We start from the raw sequence: 18412 nt of genomic DNA, 5'->3' as shown, positions 1-18412 counted from the left end.
CCGGTCCGCGCCGGTCGGTTCGGCCTCGCAGTAGCGGACATGTCCTGGCCTGGGACAGCGATCTCTAGGGACGCTGCCCGATGATGGCGTTCACCGCGATTCCGATGTGGTGAACGTTGGCGCGGTCCTGGTCGATCGGCGTGCTTTCCTGTTCGGACGCGGGTCCGCTCTGGATGTTGATGATCGATCGGCCGTTTCGGTCATTGTCGACCGAGACGACGATGGTTGAGCCGTGACTGGTGAGGCTGGTTCCGGTGAGGGCGGTGCATCGGAGGTTCTTCCAATCGATGTCGGGCGTGCGAGTGGGAAGGTGCTCCACCGCGCGCAGGGCCGCCGAGAACACTCGATGTGGCGCCGAATCCACTGGGAATCGCGCGACTTGCGCGCCCCGGACCGGGAAGATGTCGAACTCGTGGACCGTGCCGTTATTCGAAGACTTCAGCCGGCGTGCAAGTACCCAGGTTGTTCCGGCCACCACTGCTGCCAGCACCCCGAAGCCGACCGCGACCGAGCCACTCGCACCGAGAATCGACACAATCAGCCACGCCGATATCGCAGCGCCGGACACGATTGTGAGGAACGAGTTCACGCTTGCTGCCGCGAAATTGCTGTCTCGAGTTCGGGTCGCGGTCTGCGAGCGACCCAAGCCCCACTGTTCCGGCTGACTCGAGATCTGGGTCTGGTTGCGTGCGCGGCGAACAAGGACCGTGGCGATGACGGCCATTCCCAGAACGAACCCGGTCCCCGCGATGCCCGCTGCGATTCCCATGCCTTGCCAGGCGTCCGAGGGGGTTCCCTCGCCGACCGCGACGGTTACGCCGGTCGTGTAATCGGCTGTCAGCCTGTAGATTCCGCCTTGATCGGCGTGGAACGTATATCCCGCGCGGCCTTCGACATCGTTGATGCCGTAGGACATCGTCGAGGTGACGCTCTGTAATCGGACGAGTTCGCCGTTGGGGTCGGTCAGGGTTACGGCGACGTCCTCGGCCGGCGGTCGTTCCCCTGCGCCCGCGTATTCGAAATGAATGGTGTAGTCGCGATCCGCGGCCAGCATGATTTGACCGGAGCCGGGTGTCTCGACGCGCTGGAACTGTCCGATCTTGTCGGGAAGTTGGACCAGAGCATTGATTCCGAAGATCGAGGCACAGATGATCCCTGCAACGATCGCGGCGATACCCGGGACGATCCACCACAGCGACGGCGTGGGTTGCGGAGGCCGAGACCAGGTCGGTTGCGGCTGTGGGTATCCCGGGTAGCCCATGTCGAATCCTCTGTGGCGGTGCTGGACTCGGCCCAGCACGGCGTTCCCGGCCCGGTCGAGTAAACCCGAGTCGAACGGAGCACGCCTATTTCGTGTCAATACACAACACTACAATGCGACTCCGACAGACGGTGCGGCGTTCGGGAGCCGCGCCCAGCGATTCGTTCGACCGCGACAAGCTCCGGCTTTCCGGAGACGGTGTCGCCTGCGCGCTATCGGGATTCAGTCGGTGCCACAATCAGACTCGGATGGTAATGCTGCATCTCGATGAGGATGGCCTCGACCGAGTAGGGGTGAAGTCTTTCCGGGGATAGGAGTATTGCCCTATGGCCCCGAGCATTCGACGCCGTCGCATGGAGCACAGGTCCGTCCAACGGCATTGTCGGCTCCCACGGCGCCCACTCGTTGAGGATGATCTCGACCGTGTACGAAGGTCCGATCCTGCGTAACCGGACCGCGGCTACCTGGTGCCAGAGAATCTTGTCCATCTCCGGAATCAGGAGGCCTTCTCGGTCGAGGACGAGTTCGGGCTTGTTTCGAATCAACGCTGCCCACGAAACCGCAGTCGCGCCCAGCGAAATCATGAGAACGCCTCCGCCGTACACGATTCGCTGCAGCAGGCCCATCTCCTCAACCAGGATGAAGAGAACGGCAGCCGCAGCCCACATGGGGGACAGCACAGCGAACATGATCTGCACAGCGCGCGAACCCGGATAGATCGTTTGTTCGCTCATCGATTCCTCAAACACCCAGATCTCCACCCATGCCCGCCGGGCCAGGCGTGGTCTCAGCACGACTACGACACGGGATTGCTCCGAACTCGACCCGTCACATCACCGACCCACGGCTGGCCGTCATACCGATCTTCTCCGACCCGGGATCCGAACTCAACTCCGCTGAACCACACCTGAGTGATCCGGCGAACAGAACTCGAGACGTCCCATCCCCAAACGGCCGGTCCGGTTCAATGCTGCTGTCGGTCACTCTGGTTCATCATTCGGGGCCCGAGTCCCGATGTCGCGCACAGCAACACCGATGCGGTAGACGTTGGCGCGGTCTCTGCCGGCGGAGGAGGGACGGGCAGGACCAGGTGGGCCGCTTTGGATGTCGATGACGGATCCACCGTTGCCGTCGTCCTCGACCGAGATGTGGATGGCTTCACCGTAGCCGCTCAGACCGTATCCGGTCAGTGCCGTGCATCGCCTGTTCTCCCAATCGATCTCGACCGTGCGGGGCGGGATTTCTTCCAATGCACGCATCGCGGCAGAGAACACCCGAGCCGGTGGTTTCGATACCGGGAAACGCGCGAACTGAGAGTCGTGGACGGGAAGGATGTCGAATCCGCGGATCTCCCGGCCGTCGAGGTGCTCGGGGCGACGAATCAGGAGCCAGATGCCGCCGACGACGATGGCGGCCGCCACCGCGCATCCACCGGCTACGAGGTTGCTTTCGCCGAGAATGACCGCCACCGCACCCGCGAGGAGTGCGACACCGCTGATCACTCGGATGAATGTGTCGATAGGTACTCCCACCAGCGGCCTTTCAGTCCAACGGGATTCGAGGTGATTGATACTCGATGGAGAATCTGACGCCGGGCAGCCTCGGAGCATTCCGCCGACCACGAGATCGCCGACGAAGAAACATCATCGGCGGTGTCGCTAACCGGCCCAGAACCCGATGAGATCCTTTTTCTCGGTGACGGATCGGCGGAACCACGTGGCGAGGGGGTCCGCATAGCCGCCGTGGTCGTCGGGGCCCGCAGCGTTGGCTTCCCATTCGGGTAGCAGTTCGGCGCAGCTTTCCTTGCCGATAGAGCCCCAGCCGCACGAGTCGGTGAAGGGAAACAGGTCGCCATCCATGTCGCTGGCCAGGCTGAGGATCTCCTCGGGAAGTCGCTTGTAGCCGAACCAGAAATTGACGTCACCGATGTAGGGGCCGAGATCCTCGCAGACCAGTTCCAGCGCGGAGACGTAGTCATCGGCGTGGTTCTCTTCGAACGGCCCGCCGGCGAAGATCGCCTGGAGTGCCTGCGGATGCTGCGCGTCCTCGCAGCGGTAGCACTCCTCGCACTCGGCGCCTTCGCAGTCGGCGGCATCGCACGGCTCGCAACAGCCTTCGCTGGGATCATGGTTCGGCAGTTCGGCCAGCAGCCGCTCGAGAAACTCCTCGTCCTTGGACCCGATAACGGCCTCGATCTCCGCGAGATCGACCAGATACACGTGCAAGATATGTGACACGCTCGAATTCTATTCAGCCCCAATGACATCTGGACCTGGTTGAGTTGACGCCCAGGGTTCGGCTTGGGGAATGAGGCCGCCTTCGGGTGCGTTTCAAGGACTACCTCGTAACGGCATTCGTGTCGGCAGATCGTTGTCCAACAATCTGATTGGTCTTCCAGATAGCTGAGTAGCCACCTTCGGTCGGGCTGCTCGATGAGGGTCATCAGCGAGCTGGAGAACATCCTGATCTGCGTGGCGGTGCGGAATTCCTGGGTCAGGATCTGCCGGGCGCGGACCTGCACCATGGCTCTGCCGGTTGATCTTTCGCCTCCCGTGCTGACCGGATCGGTCAGTGCATAACCACCTTCGGGGAGGAAGAGGCTGCCCGACAGGCCATGTAGGCACGTTTCACTGCTCCGCGTCGCGGACCAACAGCGCGATCTGCACCCGATTGGTCACCCCCAGCTTGGTGAACAGGTTGCCGGTGTGCGCCTTCACCGTGGCGACGGTGACCTGCATCCGGGCCGCGACCTCCGGGTTGCCCAGCCCGTCCGCGATGGCTCGTGCGGTCTCCAGCTCGCGTTCGGACAGGGCGGACAGGCGTTTTCGTGCGGCGGCGCGGGAGCCGGCGCGGGCCTCGGCGGAACCCGGGCCGGTGGCCGCGGCGATCACCCGTGCGGTGACCGTGGGGGACAGCACCGGGTCGCCGGCCGCGACGCTGCGTACCGCGTCGGCGATTCGAGCGGGTGGGGTGTCCTTGAGGACGAAGCCGAGGGCGCCGGCGCGCAGGGCGCCGAGTACCAGCTCGTCGGAGTCGAAGGTGGTCAGCATCAGGATCGCCGGTGCGGCCGGGATCGTGCGCAGGTGCCGGGTGGTGTCGACGCCGTCGCGGCCTGGCATCCGAACATCCATCAGCACTACGTCGGGACGGTGTTCGTTGACCGCCTCGATCGCGGCGTCGCCGTCGGCGGCCTCGGCGACAACGGTCAGATCCGGTTCGCCGTCGATCACCAGGCGCAGCGCCATCCGGACCAACTGGTCGTCGTCGACGATGACCACGCGCACCGGGGCCTGTTCACTGTGCACTCATGCTCTTTTCTCGCGGTCGTGCTCCGGCCAGGGAAGGTGCGCGGTGAGAACGTACCCGTCGTCGGAAGTGCGGTGGTGGTCGAGTCTTCCACCGGCTAGGGAGATCCGTTCGGCTAGGCCCAGTAGACCGAAACCCGACGCCGGTGGCCGGGAGACAGGCGCGGCGGCCGCCAAGTTTCGGACGCTGACGTGCAATTCCCTGCCGGGGGTGCCTGCGACAGTGATGTGTACCGCTGCGGCCGGGGCGTGTTTCGCGGCGTTGGTCAGCCCTTCCTGAACCACCCGATACCCGGTCCGCCCAAGGGTTTCGGGCGCAGCAGCCGTCACCGTGCTGTCGAGCGTGACATCCAAACCCGACGAGCGAGCATCGGCCACCAGATCCGGGATCCGATCCAGTGTGGGTTGCGGTGGTTCGGGGCGGTCGGTGTCGGCGCGAAGAACGCCGAGGACGTCCCGAAGTTCCTCCAGCGCTTGGCGAGAGCCGTCGGCGATCCCGCGGACCAGCGTGCGCTTGTCCGTGTCCGCGAGGTCGTCGCGGTGTTCCAGGACCCCGGCCTGCATGGCTATCAGCGAGATTCGGTGCGCGAGCACATCGTGCATTTCCCGGGCGATGCGGTTGCGTTCGGTGGCCTGTGCCTGGGCCGTACGGGCGACCTGTTCGCGCTCCGCGCTGTGGGCACGGTCTCGCAGCGACCGCAGTTCCGAGCGCCGGGCGTCGATGGCCACACCGGTCGCCACCGCGATCCCCGCGCTCGCCGCCGGCAGCGCGAGTGAGAGCCAGATCGGGACCGGTGGCGTGTCGAGGGGGTAGAGGTGTTCGCTGAACTGCGCCGCGGCCACATACGCAAGCACGACCACTCCTAGCTCGGCCGGGCGGCGGCGAGTGGCGAGCGAGCACAGGGCCAGCAGCGCCGCACCGGTGGCCAATGCCGATGCGGCCGAGGCGATCGCGACCACCAGTGCGACGGTGAACGGAAAGCGCCGCCGCCATAGCAGCAGCGTCAGGCAGCCGAGGGCGATCAGCGGATCACCGGTGATGAACCAGGAGCAGGTATCGGCCGCACAACCCACCGGCAGCGCCGTGGCGACCGAGAACCAGAAGACCGTGCCGATTATCGCGGCCGCCGCCAGCCGCCAGGTCTGCTGCCATGCCCCGAGCCGAGGCGCGCCGACGGTGTCCATCGGGCCATTATCGCGACACCCACCTGCCGGAAGCAGCAGCCCAGCGGCCGATACGCCATGCGACTCGGGTCGGACAGCCACCTCGACTTTCGTCGAACACCGGGCCCCTCGCCGGAGCGATGTGCGGGCCGAGCCTGCGCGAAAGACTTGCCGTATGAGTCGACAACAGTTTCGAAATCTGAGCCTGCTGGCCGTACTCGCGCTCGCCGCGGCGCTGGTGGGGACCCTCGTCGTGACCGCCCGGCCGACCGAAGACCCGGCGGCGCAGGTGCGTTGGGGCGCGTGTCCGGAGGGCGTCGAGGATCCCGCGTCGGGACCCGCTCGACTGCAGTGCGCCACCGTGCCGGTGCCCCTGAACTACAGCGAACCCGACGGCGAGCGGATCGAGATCATGATCTCCCGGCTGGCGAGCGGGAATCCCGGCAAGCGGCGCGGGGTGTTGCTGCTCAACCCCGGTGGTCCGGGCGGCTCGGGACTGGATCAGCCCGCGTTCCTGGCCGCGCAGGGACTGCCCGCCGACGTGCTGGACAGCTACGACGTGATCGGCATGGATACCCGCGGCGTCGGGCATTCGGCGGCGGTGAGCTGCGGATTCACCGACGACCAAACGTATTTCGGCAACATCCCGCCGTACGCGGCGAACGACGCGGCGGTCACCGAGCGGGCCGCGGTCGCGCAGGGCGTCGCCGAGCAGTGTGCGGCCAATGACCGCGAGGGCCGGTTGCGGTACATATCGACGGCGAACATGGCCCGCGATCTGGACCGGATCAGGGCGGCGCTGGGTGAGGAGAAGGCCAGCTTCCTCGGCTATTCCTACGGGACCGCGCTCGGCGCCGCCTACGCCTCGATGTTCCCGGAGCGGGCCGACCGCATAGTTCTCGACAGCAACATCGGCAACACCTATCTCGACCACGACGGGATGCGCCTGTACGGCCTCGGCATGGAGGAGACGTTCCCCGACTTCGCCGTGTGGGCCGCCGCGCGCCACGACACCTACGGCCTGGGCCGCACCCCCGAGGAAGTGCGGGGGACGTACCTCACCCTCGCCGAGCGGCTCGACGCGAATCCGGTGGATGGGTTGGACGGCAGCCTCTTTCGGTTCGGCGCCTTCTTCACGCTCTATCGCTCGACGCTGTACGCGCCGACGGCCGAGAGCTGGAAAACACTGCTGGAAACCGGACGTCCGGGACCCGAGGGCGGCCGCCCACCCGGTACCGGAGCACCCGCGCCGACCGATAACGCCTGGACGGTCTTTCTCGCCGTCACCTGCAACGATGTCGAGTGGCGCGAGGATGTCCGGACCTACCACCGTGCCGTCGCCGAGGACCGGGAACGCTACCCGCTCTACGGCGCCGCCGCCGCGAACGTGATGCCCTGCGCCTACTGGAAGCTCGGCCCGTCCGAGCCACCGGTGCGGATCGACAACACCGGTCCGGCCGACGTACTGATCGTGCAGAACCGGCACGACCCGGTCACCCCGCGCCGCGGCGGCGAGCTGCTCGACGAAAAGTTCGGTGAGCGTTCACGTTTGGTGACCGTCGACGGAAGCGGCCACGGGGCGTACGTTCTCGGCGAGAACCGCTGTGCGACCGAGGTTGTCACCGGGTACCTGGTGGAGGGTGCGATGCCGGAGAACGACCTGACGTGTCAGGCGGGTTAGCGCTGGTGTCGGGGCGGCACGGTTCGGCTCTCCCGCTCGTCTAGTGCGGAGAAGTCGATCCGGCACCGCCGCAACGAGTTAGGCCTCGGACAGAGGCATCGGCGCGTACGGGGTGGGGAAGGCGTGGTTGTCGTCTACCTGTACGGGCCTGCCCAGTTGGGGGAAGGCGCGCTGGCCGCAGTCGGCGCGTTCGCAGACCTTGCAGCCTGCGCCGATGGGCACGGCCGAGTGGGGATCGTCGATCGGCAGGCTGTGGGAGTAGACCAGTTTGTGGGCGTAGGCCAGGTCGCAGCCCAGGCCGATCGCGAACTCCCTTTTGGGGGAGAGGTATCCGGGGGTGTTCTCGTCGGTCGTGCGGGCCAGCCACAGGTAATTGCGGCCGTCGGGCATCTGGGCGATCTGGGTGCGGATCCGGCCGGGGGTCGAGAACGCCTCGTGTACCACCCACAGGGGGCAGCTGCCGCCTACCCGGGAGAAGTGGAAAGCGGTGGCGGACTGGCGTTTCGAGATATTGCCCGCCCTGTCGGTGCGGACGAAGAAGAACGGCACGCCGCGTTCGCCCGGGCGCTGCAGGGTTGAGAGGCGGTGGCAGACGGTCTCGAAGCCGACCTCGAACTTCGAGGACAGCAACTCGATGTCGTAGCGCAGGGATTCCGCCGCATCGCGGAATTGCCGGTACGGCAGGATCAAGGCACCGGCGAAGTAGTTCGCCAAACCGATCCGCAGGACGCCCTGTGAGCGTTCGGGGACCGACTCCGCCGCGTCTATGAGTGCGGACATCGTCGCGGATTGGGTGAGAAACGCCAGCTGCGTTGCCAATTGGAAGGCGCGCTGGCCGGGGGAGAGTCGGCGGGCCAGTACCAGCAGGCGATCGTTCGGGTCGTAACTGCGCTTGGGGCCGGGCGCGTCCGGATCGTCCGTGCGGATCATGACCGCGACCCCGTGCTGTTCCCGCAGTATCCGCGTCAGCTGCAGATCCAGCCCGCCGATCGTCAAACCGTTGCGCGCGAACAGCTCTTCGGCGGCGGCGTCGAAGTCGGGTATGTGATTGCGCCGGTCGTAGAAGTAATCGCGGACATCCTCGTAGGGCCGCGACACCGTGGGATCGGTTGTCCCGCCGTCCATTCCGGCCGACATGCGCTCGATCTGCTCGGTCGCCCCGCGCAGCCGGCGATGCAGCCCGACCAGCATGTGCGCGGCCGCGGGAACGCGGGCCACCAGGTCGTCGATCTCCGCCGTGGTGATCCCCGGACCGTCGGTGCCCTCGAGGCCCAGCGTCATCCCGGAGTCGTCGGCGAACACATCGTGCAGCGCGGCGATCAGCCGGGCGTCGGTGTCGGCGGCGAAGAACCCCATGTCCAGATCGAAGGTGGAGTTGAGCCGCAGCAGCACCGGGACGGTCAGCGGACGCTGGTCGTGCTCGAGCTGATTGATGTAGCTGACCGATAGCCCCAAGGTCTTGGCCATGGCGGACTGCGACAGGCCGCGCTGCTCTCGCAACGTGCGCAACCGCCCGCCCGCATACATCTTCTGCATGCCGCCCAATCTAGCAACACACACTTTTACAACTTTCACAGTTTCACAGCCCCGCTTCCGCAAAAATAGGCATTTGCGGGGTATTTCCGGCTTCTACGGCGCTGTGTAGCGTGCGAAAAGTACCGATGAACTCGATCCGAATCCGTGCCCAGGAGGTCCCGGCCCGTGAAGAACCATCTCGTCCGCACCCACCGCTCCGCGGAAGCCTTCCCGCGTGCGGAGCACCTGGCCTGGCGTATCGCCGAGGTCGCCGCGGATGCCGTGGAGGTTGCTCCGGAGACCGAGGAGATGATCGTCAACCGGATCATCGACAATGCCGCCGTGGCCGCCGCCTCGGTCACCCGACGCCCTGTGGCCAACGCCCGCGCCCAGGCGCAGCGCCACGCCTACACCCCCGGCGCGACCGTCTTCGGCATCGAGGGCACCTTCTCCCCGGAGTGGGCCGCCTGGGCCAACGGCGTCGCGGTCCGCGAACTCGACTTCCACGACACCTTCCTGGCCGCGGAGTACTCGCACCCGGGCGACAACATCCCCTCGATCCTGGCCGTCGCGCAGCACACCGGCCGCAGCGGCCGCGACCTGATCCGCGGTCTGGCAACGGGTTACGAGATCCAGGTCGACCTGGTCAAGGGAATCTGCCTGCACGAGCACAAGATCGACCATGTCGCCCACCTCGGCCCCTCGGCGGCCGCCGGCATCGGCACCCTGCTCGGCCTGGACACCGAGACCATCTACCAGGCCGTCGGCCAGGCGCTGCACACCACCACCGCCACCCGTCAGTCCCGTAAGGGCGAGATCTCCAGCTGGAAGGCCTACGCCCCGGCGTTCGCGGGCAAGATGGCCGTCGAGGCCGTGGACCGCGCGCTGCGCGGCGAGGGCGCGCCCTCGCCCATCTGGGAGGGCGAGGACGGCGTCATCGCGTGGCTGCTCGGCGGCCCGAACAAGGAATACACCGTGCCGCTGCCCGGCCCGGGCGAGGCCAAGCGCGGCATCCTGGACACCTACACCAAGGAGCACTCGGCCGAGTACCAGTCGCAGGCTCCGATCGACCTGGCGTTCCGCCTGCGTGAGCGGATCGGCGACCTGAGCCAGATCGCCTCGATCGTGCTGCACACCAGCCACCACACCCACTACGTGATCGGCACCGGTTCCAACGACCCGCAGAAGTTCGACCCCAAGGCTTCTCGCGAGACCCTCGACCACTCGATCATGTACATCTTCGCGGTCGCGCTGCAGGACGGCGAGTGGCACCACGAGCGCTCCTACGCCCCCGAGCGCGCGCAGCGGCCCGACACCGTCGAACTGTGGAACAAGATCTCTACCGCCGAGGACGCGGAGTGGACCCGCCGCTACCACTCGATCGACCCGAACGAGAAGGCCTTCGGCGCGCGCGCCGAGGTGACGCTGAAGAGCGGCGAGGTCATCGTGGACGAGCTGGCCGTCGCCGACGCACATCCGCTGGGCGCGCGGCCCTTCGCCCGCGACCAGTACATCGCCAAATTCCGTACCCTCGCCGAGGGCGTCATCGCCCCCGCAGAGCAGGACCGCTTCCTCGAAGTGGTCCAGCGCGCGGGCGAGCTGTCTGCCGCAGAGCTCTCCGAGCTGAACTTCGTCGTCTCGGCAGACGTGCTCGCCCGCGCGCCCCAGTCCCCGAAGGGTCTCTTCTGATGACCGGCCTCCTCGCCGCCACCACCTCCGCCGCCGACAAGCGCGCGGCCTTCAAGGCCGGACTGACCTCGGGACGCATCCAGCGCTTCCCCGGAGCCTTCAATCCGTTGGTGGCCAAGCTGATTCAAGAGATCGGCTTCGAAGGCGTCTACGTCTCGGGCGCCGTCCTCTCGGCCGACCTGGGACTGCCCGACATCGGCCTCACCACCCTCACCGAGGTCGCCGGGCGCGGACAGCAGATCGCCCGGGTCACCGATCTGCCGGTGCTCATCGACGCCGACACCGGTTTCGGTGAGCCCATGAGCGCGGCGCGCACGGTCACCGTCGTGGAGGACGCCGGGATCGCGGGACTGCACCTGGAGGATCAGGTCAATCCCAAGCGCTGTGGCCATCTCGACGGCAAGGCCGTGGTCCCGACCGCGGACATGGTCCGGCGGTTGAGCGCGGCCGTCGCCGCGCGCCGGGATCCGAACTTCGTGATCTGCGCGCGCACCGACGCCGCGGGCATCGAGGGCATCGACGCGGCGATCGACCGGGCCAAGGCGTACGCCGACGCCGGCGCGGACCTCATCTTCACCGAGGCGCTGCACACCCCGGCGGAATTCGAGAAGTTCCGGTCCGCGGTCTCGATTCCCTTGCTGGCCAACATAACCGAGTTCGGCAAGTCCGAATTGCTCGCGGCCGAGGTACTCGAGTCGATCGGGTACAACGCGGTCATCTACCCGGTCACCACACTTCGCCTGGCCATGTTCGCGGCCGAGGCGGGACTGCGTGAAATCTATGCGCAGGGAACACAAGCGGGACTCCTGGACAAGATGCAGCATCGCAGCCGTCTCTACGAGCTCCTGCAGTACGAGCGATACAACGAATTCGACACGGATATCTTCAATTTCACTCTGGGGAGGAACCAATGAGTGCCGTATCGCGGAGCGATTCGATGGGGGGCGGTGGTCGGGCGGCGGGTGGGCCGGAGACCGCGATTCAGACCATATACAAGGGTCTCGCCGGCGTCGTCGTCGACACCACCTCGGTCTCCAAGGTGGTGCCGGAAACCAACTCGCTGACCTACCGCGGCTACGCGGTGCAGGATCTGGCGGCCAACTGCAGTTTCGAACAGGTCGCCTACCTGCTGTGGTACGGCGAACTGCCCAATGACACCCAGCTGTCGCAGTTCCTGCAGCAGGAACGGGCATCTCGGCGGGTGGACCGCTCGCTGCTGTCGCTCGTCGCCAAGATGCCCGACAACTGCCATCCGATGGACGTGGTCCGTACCGCCATCAGCTGGCTCGGTGCGGAAGACCCCGACGAGTGGGACAACTCGCCGAAGGCCAACCGCGCCAAGGCGCTTCGCATGATGGCCGTGCTGCCCACCATCGTGGCCGCCGACCATCGCAAGCGGCACGGACTCGAGCCCATCGCTCCGCACTCGCACCTGGGCTTCGCGGAGAACTTCCTGAACATGTGCTTCGGGAAGGTGCCCGCGCCCGAACTGGTCAAGGCGTTCGAGGTCTCGCTGATCCTCTACGCCGAGCACAGCTTCAACGCCTCCACCTTCGCCGCCCGGGTGGTCACCTCCACCCTGTCGGACATCTACAGCGCGGTCACCGCCGCCATCGGAGCGCTCAAGGGCCCGCTGCACGGCGGCGCCAACGAGGCGGTCATGCACGACATGATCGAGATCGGCGATCCGGCCCTGGCCGAGGAGTGGATGCGGAACAAGCTGGCCAAGAAGGAAAAGGTCATGGGCTTCGGCCACCGGGTCTACAAGAACGGTGATTCGCGGGTTCCGACCATGAAGCAGGCCTTCCTGGACGTCGCCGCCGTCACCGACGGCGCGAAGTGGGTCGAGATGTACGAGATCCTCGAGAAGACCATGACCGAGGCCACCGGCATCAAGCCGAACCTCGACTTCCCCACGGGCCCGGCGTATTACCTGCTGGGCTTCGACATCGAGGTGTTCACGCCCATCTTCGTGATGAGTCGTATCACCGGCTGGACCGCGCACATCATCGAACAGGGTGAATCCAACGCGCTGATCCGTCCGCTGAGTGAATACGTCGGCGTGCCACAGCGTTCCGTCGTCGCCTGATATCGACGTCCGGAACCGGGACGGCCCGCGCACACCCGCGCGGGCCGTCCACCGTTTTTCCCTGCGACATAACGCATTCGAGATTCTCCGACTCATGAGGTAGATCCACGTATGTTCTCCAAAGTGCTGGTGGCCAATCGCGGCGAGATCGCCATTCGCGCGTTCCGGGCCGCGTACGAACTCGGCGTGAACACCGTCGCGGTCTTCCCGTACGAGGACCGCAATTCCCCGCACCGGCTCAAGGCCGACGAATCGTACGAGATCGGCGAGGTCGGGCACCCGGTTCGCGCGTACCTGTCGGTGGACGAGATCATCGCGGCGGCACAGCGTTCGGGCGCGGACGCGGTGTATCCCGGATACGGCTTCCTGTCGGAGAACCCCGCGCTGGCGGCCGCGTGCGCGGAGGCCGGAATCACCTTCATCGGGCCGTCGGCGGAGATTCTCGAATGGACCGGTAACAAGGCGACGGCCATCGCCGCGGCCAAGGCCGCCGGGCTGCCGGTGCTCGCCTCGTGCCCGCCGTCCGCCGATGTCGACGAGCTCGTGCGGGCATCGGAGTCGATGGAGTTCCCGGTCTTCGTCAAGGCCGTGGCCGGCGGCGGCGGGCGTGGTATGCGCCGGGTCGATGATCCCGCGCTGCTGCGTGAGTCGATCGAGGCGGCCGCGCGCGAGGCGGAGTCGGCGTTCGGTGATCCCACCGTGTTCCTGGAGCAGGCGGTGATCAATCCTCGCCATATCGAGGTGCAGATCCTGGCCGATACGCACGGCAATGTCATTCACCTCTACGAGCGCGATTGCTCGCTGCAGCGCCGCCACCAGAAGGTGATCGAGCTCGCCCCGGCCCCGAACCTGGATCCCGAACTGCGGGACAAGATCTGTGCGGACGCGGTCGCGTTCGCGAAGCAGATCGGGTACAGCTGCGCGGGGACCGTGGAGTTCCTGCTCGATGAGCGCGGGAACCATGTGTTCATCGAGATGAATCCGCGTATTCAGGTGGAGCACACGGTGACCGAGGAGATCACCGATGTGGATCTGGTGCAGTCGCAGATGCGGATCGCGGCGGGGGAGTCCCTGCAAGATCTGGGCCTGAGCCAGGACTCGATCGTCATTCGCGGTGCGGCGTTGCAGTGCCGTATCACGACCGAGGATCCGGCCAACGGGTTCCGGCCCGACACCGGTCGTATCACCGGGTACCGCTCGCCGGGTGGCGCGGGCGTGCGCCTGGACGGCGGTGCGAACGTCGGCGCCGAGGTCGGCGCGTACTTCGACTCCATGCTGGTCAAGCTCACCTGCCGCGGACGCGATTTCACCACCGCGGTCGCCCGCGCCCGCCGGGCCGTGACCGAGTTCCGCATTCGCGGTCTCGCCACCAATATCGGCTTCCTGCAGGCTGTTCTGGACGACCCGGACTTCCAGGCCGGCCGCGTCACCACCTCGTTCATCGACGAGCGGCCCGAACTGCGCACCAAGCGCACATCGGCCGATCGCGCCTCGAAGATTCTGGACTACCTGGCCGACGTCACCGTCAACAAGCCGCACGGTCCGCGCCCGACCACGGTGTACCCGCACGACAAGCTGCCCGCCCTCGACATGACGGTGCCGCCGCCCGCCGGATCGCGGGATCGGCTCCTCGAGCTCGGACCGGAGGGGTTCGCCCGCGCGCTGCGCGAGCAGAAGGCCCTCGCCGTCACCGACACCACCTTCCGCGACGCGCACCAGTCGCTGCTCGCGACGCGGGTCCGGACCAGCGGGCTGCTCGCGGTCGCGGGGCACGTGGCGCGCATGACGCCGGAGCTGCTGTCCATCGAATGCTGGGGCGGCGCAACCTATGACGTGGCTTTGCGGTTCCTGTACGAGGATCCGTGGGAGCGTCTTGCCGCGCTGCGCGAGGCGGTGCCGAACATCAACCTGCAGATGCTGCTGCGCGGGCGCAACACCGTCGGCTACACGCCCTACCCCGAAAAAGTAACGCGCGCATTCGTTTCCGAGGCCGCGGCCACCGGTATCGACATCTTCCGCATCTTCGACGCCCTCAACAACGTCGACCAGATGCGCCCGGCGATCGACGCGGTGCGCGAAACCGGCACCACGCTGGCCGAAGTCGCGCTCTCGTACACCGGTGACCTGTCGAACCCGAACGAGGATCTGTACACCCTCGACTACTACCTGAAACTGGCCGAGCAGATCGTGGAAGCCGGTGCGCACGTCATCGGCATCAAGGACATGGCGGGCCTGCTGCGCGCGCCCGCGGCGACGACGCTCGTGACTGCGTTGCGCCGGGAGTTCGATCTGCCGGTGCATGTGCACACCCACGACACCCCGGGTGGTCAGCTCGCGACCTACCTCGCGGCGTGGCAGGCGGGTGCGGACGCCGTCGATGGTGCGTCGGCGCCGATGGCCGGAACCACCAGCCAGCCCGCGCTGTCGGCGATCGTGGCCGCGACCGCGAACTCCCCGTACGACACCGGCCTGAACCTGCAGAACGTGTGCGACCTCGAGCCGTACTGGGAGGCGCTGCGAAAGGTGTACGCGCCCTTCGAGTCCGGACTTCCGGGTCCGACCGGTCGCGTGTACACCCACGAGATTCCCGGTGGTCAGCTCTCGAATCTGCGCCAGCAGGCCATCGCGCTGGGCTTGGGCGATCAGTTCGAGGAGGTGGAGGCGAAATACGCTGCGGCGGACCGGCTCCTGGGCCGTCTGGTCAAGGTGACCCCGTCCTCCAAGGTCGTCGGCGACCTCGCCCTCGCCCTCGTCGGCAAGAACGTCGAGATCGACGACTTCGCCGCGGACCCCGCGCGTTTCGACGTCCCCGATTCGGTGATCGGTTTCCTGCGCGGGGAACTCGGCACCCCGGCCGGTGGCTGGCCCGAGCCGTTCCGGATCCGCGCCCTGGCCGGACGCGGCGCGGCCAAGCCGGAAACCCCGCTCACCCCCGAGGACGAAGCGGGCCTGAACGGCACATCCCCCGAACGCCGCGCCACCCTCAACCGCCTGCTCTTCCCCGGGCCGACCGCCGAGTTCCTCGCGCACCGCGAGAAGTACGGCGACATCTCCGCCCTGTCCGCCAACCAGTTCTTCTACGGCCTGCGCCACGACGAGGAACACCGCGTCCAGCTCGACAAGGGCGTCACCCTCCTGATCAACCTCGAAGCCGTCTCCGAGCCCGACGACCGCGGCCTGCGCACCGTCGTCTGCCTCCTCAACGGCCAGCTCCGCCAGGTCCAGGTCCGCGACCGCTCCCTCGCCCAGCAGGTCCCTCTCGCCGAGAAGGCCGACCCCGCCGACCCCGCCCAACTGGCCGCCCCCTTCTCCGGTGTGGTGACCGTCGCGGTGTCCCAGAGCGACCGCGTCGAGGCCGGCGACACCGTGGCCACCATCGAGGCCATGAAGATGGAGGCCGCGATCACCGCACCGCACGCGGGCGTGGTCGATCGCGTGGCGATCGGCAGGGTTCAGCAGGTCGACGGCGGTGATCTGTTGCTGGTGCTTTCGGGGAGCTGACCGGGCAGCTGTCAAGGCACGTGTCCACCAACTGAAACAGGTTCTAGAAATACCGCTCCCGGTCGCCTAGGGTGCAGGTGAATCGGCGTGAGAGTCGCTTCGCCGACCTTGGGAAGGGAAGTGTCCCGGTGGACATCACAGCCGCGGTTGCGCGCGGGGCGCAGGCCCCGCTCGGGCTCGAAGCCGTCACCCTCGAGGAGCCGCGCGCCGACGAGGTGCTGGTGCGGATCGTCGCGAGCGGGGTATGCCATACGGACCTGGTGACCAAGAGCGTGTTTCCGGCGGAGCTGCCGATCGTGCTCGGGCACGAGGGGGCCGGCATCGTCGAACAGGTCGGGTCGGGCGTCGACGACGTCAAGGTCGGCGACCACGTGCTGCTGACCTACAGCAGCTGCGGGGACTGCGGGCAGTGCGCCGCGGGTGTGCCGTCCTACTGCGAGAACTTCGTGGTGCGCAACACCTCGGGCGGGCGCTCCGACTTCACCTCACCGCTGAGCCAGGACGGGGAGCGGGTGATGGGGGTGTTCTTCGGGCAGTCCAGCTTCGCGACCCATGCGCTGGTCTCGCGACGCAGCGTGGTCGTGGTGGACGGCGACGTCGATCTCGTCGCCAGCTCCCCGTTCGGCTGCGGTGTGCAGACCGGTGCGGGCGCGGTCGCGAACGTCATGCGGCCGGCCGCACACGAGTCCATCGTGATCTTCGGGGTCGGCGGGGTCGGCATGTCCGCGCTGCTGGCCGCGCGGGCGCTCGGGGTCGAGAACGTGGTCGCGGTCGATCTGTCGGCCGAAAGGCTCACCCTGGCAAAGGAACTCGGGGCGGCGGCGACCATCGACGGCGCGGCCGAGGACGTCGTGGCCCAGATCCAGGCGGCTACCGGCGGCGGCGCGACCTTCGCCCTGGACACCACCGCGGCCAATCCGGTCATCGCCAAGGCGCTGCTGGCGCTGGCCCCGCGCGGCACCCTCGTGCTGGTCGGACTGGGCGAGGCCACGATGGACTTCGAGATCGGCCATCTCATCGGCAACGGCAAGGCCGTGCGCGGCTGCATCGAAGGCAGCTGCGACCCGCAGGAATTCATCCCGCAGCTGATCGAATGGCATCGGGCGGGCAAGTTCCCGATCGAGAAGATCTCCCGGCGCTACGCGTTCGACGAGATCAACACCGCGCTGCACGACGCCCACGCGGGCACGACCATCAAGCCGATCCTGGTGCTGTGAATCGCGGGCCCGGCGTGATCGCCGGGCACTAGGCCGATCCAGGGCCGCACCGGTAACCGGTGCGGCCCTCGATCTTTCACCGATGTCGCTTCGCGGCTACCCGCCGGTCCCGCCGCCCCCATCACTGCCACGTGATGGATGGGCGCCCACTCACTGCGGGCGCAGGACCACGAGCCCCGGGGTGGTGCCGACGTACTCGGCGAACGGCGTATCCACCACCTGGTACGCGGCCAGCGAACTCGCGTTGCGGAAGACCGGGCCGTTCGGGGTCCGCACGAAAATGCCCACGTGCGTGACATCGAGGCCCGGCAGATCAGCGTAGGCAGCGACATAATCACCGGTGCGCAGCTGCGAGACGACCGCGTCGTTCACCGCGCCCGCCGGGATGTAGGTGATCGCACGGTCTACGGCGGGCAGACCGGGCAGATAGGAACCGCCATCGCCCTTGACGTTCAGCCGCTTCGGCACGCTGACCGCGGCGGGGGACAGGGTCCCGGTGATGTCGGTGGCCGCGATCCGGGGCGTGTTCGCCCAGTCGGTGAAGAAGTGCTTGCGCTTGGCGAACGCGACTTCGCCGCCGGCGTACCGGGTGTCGACGAGATTGGCGACGAACTCCGCGCGGGTCGTCGACCGTGTGAGCGCCTCGACGTAATCGAGGAAGGTGAAGCAGTCCACCCGGCGCAGGTCGACGATCAGCTCCTCGGGCCGGTCCGCCGATCCGACGAGCATGTTCGCGCCGTACGGCGTGCCGAGGAAGCGCGCGGACAGCAGCTCGATCAACTCGCCCTTGCCGATGCCGGCGGGCGCGTCGCGACGCACGGCCAGCAGCTGGTCGATCTCGCTCGCGCTGACTTCGTCGATGGCCGGATTCACCGGCGCGGCGACCGCCGCCGGACCCATCAGACCGGCGCCACCGGCCAGCATCAGCACCACGAGCAGTATGCGAGCGATGACGCGCAAATCGCCTCCACGGAACGATCGATCGGTGAG

At 67.2% G+C, this 18412-nt stretch carries 14 protein-coding genes; 6 read left to right on the top strand and 8 right to left on the bottom strand.

Annotation, left to right across the window (positions count from 1 at the left end):
• Positions 1–64 precede the first annotated feature (64 nt).
• From ACWDOP_RS21610 to ACWDOP_RS21585, 6 genes are all read right to left on the bottom strand, one after another.
• Complete coding sequence (locus ACWDOP_RS21610) at positions 65–1261, bottom strand: hypothetical protein (RefSeq protein ID WP_456346506.1); 1197 nt, start codon at positions 1259–1261, stop codon at positions 65–67.
• A gap of 212 nt (positions 1262–1473) precedes the next feature.
• A complete protein-coding gene (locus tag ACWDOP_RS21605) occupies positions 1474–2022 on the bottom strand; it encodes a hypothetical protein (protein ID WP_456346505.1) in 549 nt (182 codons plus the stop codon).
• A gap of 219 nt (positions 2023–2241) precedes the next feature.
• Complete coding sequence (locus ACWDOP_RS21600) at positions 2242–2763, bottom strand: hypothetical protein (protein WP_456346504.1); 522 nt, start codon at positions 2761–2763, stop codon at positions 2242–2244.
• Positions 2764–2919: 156 nt separating this feature from the next.
• The gene (locus ACWDOP_RS21595) at positions 2920–3498 is read right to left on the bottom strand and encodes a DUF7691 family protein (protein WP_456346503.1); all 579 of its coding nucleotides are present in this window, start codon (positions 3496–3498) and stop codon (positions 2920–2922) included.
• A gap of 390 nt (positions 3499–3888) precedes the next feature.
• Positions 3889–4566, bottom strand: coding sequence for a response regulator transcription factor (locus ACWDOP_RS21590; protein ID WP_456346502.1), 678 nt, complete (start codon positions 4564–4566; stop codon positions 3889–3891).
• Positions 4567–5751, bottom strand: a complete 1185-nt coding sequence (locus ACWDOP_RS21585) for a sensor histidine kinase (protein WP_456346501.1) — start codon at positions 5749–5751, stop codon at positions 4567–4569.
• Between the two features lie 154 nt (positions 5752–5905).
• On the opposite strand from ACWDOP_RS21585, the gene ACWDOP_RS21580 reads away from it, so the two are divergent.
• A complete protein-coding gene (locus tag ACWDOP_RS21580; protein ID WP_456346500.1) occupies positions 5906–7411 on the top strand; it encodes an alpha/beta hydrolase in 1506 nt (501 codons plus the stop codon).
• Positions 7412–7489: 78 nt separating this feature from the next.
• On the opposite strand, the gene ACWDOP_RS21575 is transcribed toward ACWDOP_RS21580, so the two are convergent.
• Positions 7490–8947 carry a short-chain fatty acyl-CoA regulator family protein gene (locus ACWDOP_RS21575; protein WP_456346499.1) on the bottom strand — a complete coding sequence of 486 codons (1458 nt, stop codon included), beginning with the start codon at positions 8945–8947 and terminating at the stop codon, positions 7490–7492.
• 165 nt (positions 8948–9112) lie between these two features.
• On the opposite strand from ACWDOP_RS21575, the gene prpD reads away from it, so the two are divergent.
• From prpD to ACWDOP_RS21550, 5 genes are all read left to right on the top strand, one after another.
• Positions 9113–10615 carry a 2-methylcitrate dehydratase PrpD gene (gene prpD / locus ACWDOP_RS21570; protein WP_456346498.1) on the top strand — a complete coding sequence of 501 codons (1503 nt, stop codon included), beginning with the start codon at positions 9113–9115 and terminating at the stop codon, positions 10613–10615.
• The gene (prpB, locus tag ACWDOP_RS21565) at positions 10615–11529 is read left to right on the top strand and encodes a methylisocitrate lyase (protein ID WP_456346497.1); all 915 of its coding nucleotides are present in this window, start codon (positions 10615–10617) and stop codon (positions 11527–11529) included. The genes prpD and prpB overlap by 1 nt, the downstream gene beginning before the upstream one ends.
• Before the next feature lie 23 nt (positions 11530–11552).
• The gene (locus ACWDOP_RS21560) at positions 11553–12704 is read left to right on the top strand and encodes a bifunctional 2-methylcitrate synthase/citrate synthase (protein WP_456346496.1); all 1152 of its coding nucleotides are present in this window, start codon (positions 11553–11555) and stop codon (positions 12702–12704) included.
• A gap of 111 nt (positions 12705–12815) precedes the next feature.
• The gene (locus tag ACWDOP_RS21555) at positions 12816–16205 is read left to right on the top strand and encodes a pyruvate carboxylase (protein WP_456346495.1); all 3390 of its coding nucleotides are present in this window, start codon (positions 12816–12818) and stop codon (positions 16203–16205) included.
• 128 nt (positions 16206–16333) lie between these two features.
• Positions 16334–17422, top strand: coding sequence for an NAD(P)-dependent alcohol dehydrogenase (locus ACWDOP_RS21550; protein WP_456346494.1), 1089 nt, complete (start codon positions 16334–16336; stop codon positions 17420–17422).
• 150 nt (positions 17423–17572) lie between these two features.
• On the opposite strand, the gene ACWDOP_RS21545 is transcribed toward ACWDOP_RS21550, so the two are convergent.
• The gene (locus ACWDOP_RS21545) at positions 17573–18346 is read right to left on the bottom strand and encodes a DUF1460 domain-containing protein (RefSeq protein ID WP_456346549.1); all 774 of its coding nucleotides are present in this window, start codon (positions 18344–18346) and stop codon (positions 17573–17575) included.
• Positions 18347–18412: the final 66 nt, after the last annotated feature.

This window comes from Nocardia sp. NPDC003693, from assembly GCF_053981095.1.
This window is presented reverse-complemented; position numbering and strand designations above follow the sequence as displayed.

Coding starts and splice junctions, on each gene's coding strand:
- ACWDOP_RS21545 (WP_456346549.1), bottom strand. CDS start 18,346: ATGCTGGCCGGTGGCGCCGGTCTGATGGGTCCGGCGGCGGTCGCCGCG.
- ACWDOP_RS21585 (WP_456346501.1), bottom strand. CDS start 5,751: ATGGACACCGTCGGCGCGCCTCGGCTCGGGGCATGGCAGCAGACCTGG.
- prpB (WP_456346497.1), top strand. CDS start 10,615: ATGACCGGCCTCCTCGCCGCCACCACCTCCGCCGCCGACAAGCGCGCG.
- ACWDOP_RS21610 (WP_456346506.1), bottom strand. CDS start 1,261: ATGGGCTACCCGGGATACCCACAGCCGCAACCGACCTGGTCTCGGCCT.
- ACWDOP_RS21580 (WP_456346500.1), top strand. CDS start 5,906: ATGAGTCGACAACAGTTTCGAAATCTGAGCCTGCTGGCCGTACTCGCG.
- ACWDOP_RS21555 (WP_456346495.1), top strand. CDS start 12,816: ATGTTCTCCAAAGTGCTGGTGGCCAATCGCGGCGAGATCGCCATTCGC.
- ACWDOP_RS21560 (WP_456346496.1), top strand. CDS start 11,553: ATGGGGGGCGGTGGTCGGGCGGCGGGTGGGCCGGAGACCGCGATTCAG.
- ACWDOP_RS21575 (WP_456346499.1), bottom strand. CDS start 8,947: ATGCAGAAGATGTATGCGGGCGGGCGGTTGCGCACGTTGCGAGAGCAG.